The sequence below is a fragment of the Clostridium thermobutyricum DSM 4928 genome (assembly GCF_002050515.1).
Lineage (GTDB): Bacteria > Bacillota > Clostridia > Clostridiales > Clostridiaceae > Clostridium > Clostridium thermobutyricum.
Window position 1 is genome coordinate 1 of record NZ_LTAY01000088.1, and the last position, 4,137, is coordinate 4,137.

General features: G+C 25.2%; 4 protein-coding genes. 2 read left to right on the plus strand and 2 right to left on the minus strand.

Annotation, left to right across the window (positions count from 1 at the left end; translation table 11 throughout):
- Window positions 1-1,722 precede the first annotated feature (1,722 nt).
- Window positions 1,723-2,625, plus strand: a complete 903-nt coding sequence (locus CLTHE_RS14290) for a hypothetical protein (RefSeq protein ID WP_080024042.1) — start codon at window positions 1,723-1,725, stop codon at window positions 2,623-2,625.
- A gap of 49 nt (window positions 2,626-2,674) precedes the next feature.
- Here the strand turns inward: CLTHE_RS14290 and CLTHE_RS16815 are convergent, their stop codons facing one another.
- Window positions 2,675-2,827 carry a hypothetical protein gene (locus CLTHE_RS16815; protein WP_158082748.1) on the minus strand — a complete coding sequence of 51 codons (153 nt, stop codon included), beginning with the start codon at window positions 2,825-2,827 and terminating at the stop codon, window positions 2,675-2,677.
- A gap of 139 nt (window positions 2,828-2,966) precedes the next feature.
- Between CLTHE_RS16815 and CLTHE_RS14295 the strand changes: the two genes are divergently transcribed.
- Window positions 2,967-3,206, plus strand: a complete 240-nt coding sequence (locus CLTHE_RS14295) for a hypothetical protein (RefSeq protein WP_143324091.1) — start codon at window positions 2,967-2,969, stop codon at window positions 3,204-3,206.
- A 200-nt stretch (window positions 3,207-3,406) separates the two neighbouring features.
- Here CLTHE_RS14295 and CLTHE_RS14300 read toward each other — a convergent pair whose 3' ends face one another.
- A complete protein-coding gene (locus CLTHE_RS14300) occupies window positions 3,407-3,958 on the minus strand; it encodes a hypothetical protein (protein WP_080024044.1) in 552 nt (183 codons plus the stop codon).
- Window positions 3,959-4,137 lie beyond the last annotated feature (179 nt).

Sequence of the window (4,137 nt, forward strand, 5' to 3'; positions counted from 1 at the left end):
AATATTACAATTAGTATTCTAGTAAAACACTGGAATACTAGTTTATTTTTTTTAGAATAGGTTAAAAAAATTTGACAAAAATATATTCTAAAACATATTTATAAAAGAATTCCTGAAATAGAGGAATGACATTCCTGAAATAGAGGAATGTCATTCCTGAAATAGAGGAATACTAAAAAGTGCTTTAAAACTAGTAATATCAATGGGTAGAAGGCAATTTTTTTAAAAATTGCCTTCTTTATTTTAAGAAGTACTTTTTTAATATATCAATAACTGAATAAATTTTCTTAAATAAAAAGCGAGGCATTTAGCCTCTTACTTTTTAACGGGAACGAACTTCCCAAACCCTTTGCTACGGCTACGCCTATGTCTGCGACGCCTGTTTAATTAAAGTTTAATTAAGGGGGCGGGGAGTAAGCCCCCAACCCCTACCCCCTATTAAATTTTAAAATTTATTTTATTTGGCTGAGAAAAAAATTTTTAGAGAAAGGAAGCAATTCCCATAATTTTACAATTGAACTTTAAATTTTAGGATAACTTTTAAAAAATAAATAAAAAAACCCTTTAAACCCTTTTTAAAAGGGAGCGTAGCGAGATTTTAAAAAGGGTTTAAAAAAGAAAAAGAATGCAATTCTTTTTTTGCTTTGTAAAAGCAAAAAAAGATATAGTAATTTTTTTAATTACTATATCTTTTTTATTTATTTTAATTTTAAATAATTATGATAACTCAATAAATTGGAATTAGATTTATTGAGATTAGGAGCTATATTATAAATTATATTTTTTTATTATATATTTAAATTGATTATATCATATATACATAACGGTTATATATATATTTTTGATTAAAAATGTATATATAAACGGATATGTTGATTTGTATCTCTAAAATATGTATAATATTGTTATAATAATAATTATATTTTTTTATAAATATAACCCAGTATAACTTAAATGTTATGAGAATAAAGGACTCTCTTAAATGAGAATAGGAGGTATTTTTACGAAGACTCTTTAAAAATGTTTATTGAATTAATTTAGTTAATTTAATACTAGAAATTAAAGAAACCTATTAAATTAGGATTAGGAGATATTTTAAGAAATTAAACCTATTAAATTAGGATTAGAAGTTATTAATTTTAAATAAAAAAGCTATTAAATTTAAAATTATATAGATAGTAGTCTTTAAACTATCTTTTGAGGTTGTGTTTAAGTAGACCTTTATTTTTTATATAGAATGAGCTTATTAGAGCCAATGATAGCTTATAAAAGCTAATGTGATCCACTTAGAAGTAGTGGAATTTGTAAATATCATTTATTAGTCAAGATGATATTAGTGTTTATTTATTTAATAGCTAAAGACGTGATTTTTAATTAAAAATAAGAATTTAAATTATATAATGGGGACACACTTAATTTAATTCTAAAGAGCATTTTATAATTGATTTAATTATTATTAGAAGTGGGTAAAGCTTTAATTAAGAGTTTAATAAAATGCTAAGATGAAAATAAAATTATAAAGAAATCTATTAATTTAGGATTAGGAGAAAATATTAAAAAGTGTAGATTATAGAATAATATATCTACTCTGGACTATTACCTGTCCATTTAAATTGGTTGAGTTTAACTTGAACACAATTGAATAAATAGTACATAAAGAAACGTTAATTTATGAAGTTAGCGTTATTTGTTATATAAAAAAATACTTAGGAGGGTTATATAATGGCTAGAAATAGGGTCAAATTAGGTTCATTAACTCGTCAGATACAGGAAAGGTTCGATAGCAAATTAGCAATCGGTGAATCGAAATATAAAGCTAAAAAAGACGGAACTGCTAATGAAAAAATTTATTCTTGGCAGACTTATAAGAGCTATATGAAACAGGCTAATGAATTTACTAGGTATTGTAAAGAAAAACATCAATGTAGGACATTAGATGAATGTAGGACATATGTTGATGAGTGGCTTAAAAATGGGATAGATAGAGGGTTATCGGCGTATACTCAAAAGTTAAATGCTTGTTCCTTAGCTAAATTATATAGTTGTTCTAGTAGTGATTTCGGCGTTAGAACATCTGTAAGACATAGAGTTAATATCACTAGGAGCAGAGGGGATAAGGTTCGTGATAAGCATTTTTCAGAGGAGAAAAATAAAGATTTAGTTGAGTTCTGTAAATCAACTGGATTAAGGAGAGAAGAGTTAAAATGTCTAACAGGAGATAAATTAATACATGAAGACGGAGTTTATAAAATTATCGTAGATAGAGGCTCCAAAGGTGGTAGAATGAGAAAAGCACCTGTAATTGGAAATGTTAATTTAGTTGTAAATTTAATGAGTAAAGCAGGAGATAATAAAGTTTTTGAAAAAGTTAAAAGTGGAGCAGATATACATTCTTATCGCTCTGAGTACGCTACAAGCCTTTATAAGAGTATTGCGAGAAAAATAGAAGATATACCTTATGATAAAGTTAATCGTGGCACAGGAAGGAAATATCAAAGCGAGGTATACTCCTGTAGGTCAGATTTAAAAGGAGTTAAATACGATAAGAGGGCTATGTTAGATGTTAGTAAAGCTTTAGGGCATAACAGAATATCGGTGATAGCAGAGCATTATTTAAAAGTTTAATAAAAGCCTCAAAATATAAATTTGAGGCTTTTATTGATAAAGATTTAGTTTATTTTTCTTTATATAAAACTGTTATTATATAAAAAGAGGCATTTGAATTATAAGTTTGTTGAAATGTAATTACTTCTTTTTTTTCTATAAAAGAATTAATTGCTGATTCAATATCTTCAGCGTTAGAACTAGTGAATACTTTAATTTTCATAAATATTACCTTCTTTCGTTATTTATAAAAATAATTATAGAATAAATTAACTAAATAAACAAATTACGGTAAGACAAAAAAGGATTTATGTAAGACATAGAGAATTAAAGGGATAGGAGAGATTTTGAGAGGTTTTAAAATGGGCGAAAAAATGAAAAAAAATTCAAGTCTTACAATTAGAATTGAATGTAAGACAAAAGAAGAATTAAAGAAAATTGCAAAGAAAAAAGGTCTTACAATGAGCGAATTAGCAAATGAATGTCTTACAGAATTAGTTGAACAGGAAATTTTTAAAAAGCAGCATCAGGAGCATTTGGAAGATAGAATTAAAAATACTGATGATAAGTTAAGCAAGTTAAAAAATAAAATGAATTGGTAAAATAAACTTTGACTATTTACTATTTGAAAAATGTTAAGTACAATTAGATTAAAAAAGATAAAAAATAAAAGCTACCTGGGAAGTAGCTTTTAAAATATTCCTTTCATTTAAAATCTTTAGAGCTTTTCTAAAGATTTTTTTTATTTAAAAAATAGTCAAACATATTTCATATAAAAAAATCGATTTTTTTAATATAATTTTTAATCTTCTTTCAAAATTTCGGATAAATTAATTATATTATTATTTTTAAAATTAGATTTATTTTTCTTTGTTTTTGGAGCTTTTGGAACTTTATTAATTTCTCCATAAATTGTTTTACCATTTACATTAAAGGTTATATTTAATCGCAATTCGTTTATATCGCTCCAATCACCACGTCCAAATAGATGAGGATTAAATTGATATAATCCTTTATCTACTCTAAAAAGTACTTGTCCTTTCACAAAATCAGTTATTGCATTATTAATTCTAGAAACAGAACAGTTTAATTCAGAGCTTATTTTTCTTTTTAAAGCAGCATTTATTGGAATATCTTGATCTTGATTTGCCCAAGGAATTCTTTTTAATAAAGCTAGTAAAACTGGATTATGTGATTTAGGCAAGTCCTTTAAATATAAAATTGTATCTAAATATAATTTCACATATGGTGGCTCACCTTCGATTTTATAGCTTGTATTAGTTCGAACGGATTCAATATTTCCATTTATATCTTTAATTACTTCTTCACTATATTGGTTTATTTTTTTTGCCATAAAAATTCCTCCTTTCTTACATTTTACATAAATATTTTACAGGATATTGGTTAATATTACAATTAGTATTCTAGTAAAACACTGGAATACTAGTTTATTTTTTTTAGAATAGGTTAAAAAAATTTGACAAAAATATATTCTAAAACATATTTATAAAAGAATTCCTGAAATAGAGGAAT